Source organism: Zooshikella sp. RANM57 (genome assembly GCF_050749885.1).
GTDB lineage: Bacteria > Pseudomonadota > Gammaproteobacteria > Pseudomonadales > Zooshikellaceae > Zooshikella.
The window spans coordinates 1-607 of the sequence record NZ_JBOIUB010000059.1 but is presented as its reverse complement, the minus strand read 5'-3'; the positions used below and the strand labels follow the sequence as shown (position 1 = coordinate 607).

At 45.0% G+C, this 607-nt stretch carries 1 pseudogene; it reads right to left on the bottom strand.

From position 1 onward, the window contains the following. Positions 1–607, bottom strand: a pseudogene (locus tag ACQ96U_RS27120) (hypothetical protein); the annotation flags it as partial.

Sequence of the window (607 nt, the reverse complement as noted above, 5' to 3'; positions counted from 1 at the left end):
TTATTAAGTGCCTCATTAACGGATTCCTTAAAATCCTCAAATTGACCTTCCTTTGCCATCGACACGGTGCGACTAATTTCTAATACGCTGGATTTCCAGTCTAAATAAGCTGACTCCATGTGTGTTAAGTTCAGTTGTAGCGCTTCCCCAGAGAGTAAGCCTGCATGATTATCATCCCATGCACCCGGTTTGATGAAAAACCGAGTGTCTTCGGTTTCCCACTGATAACCCGCTTCTGCTCGTTGACAACGAGAAACAGTTAAATCGTAAAACTGGTAGTACACGGTAGATAAACGCCCCTGCATCCAACTGTAAAGCGCCTCATTGGTAAATTTTGTTTGCAAAAATGTTCTTTGTGCTTGCGTTTGTGCACGCTGCGTCTCTAGGTAGTTTTTTTGCAGCTCAGCTGCTTCCATTTGAGTCACTAAAGCTTCTTGTTGTGCCTGTATTTGCAATACTTCATCTTGAGCGCTGTCACGTTGTATGGTCCATTCTTGCGCTCGTCGGCGATATTGTTCTGATTGGGATAAAGAGTTAGCAGTGGTACTATTGCTTTGTGACGCGATATCCATACCGATGGCGGTTGCGGTTGCTGCTGCCCCCCATT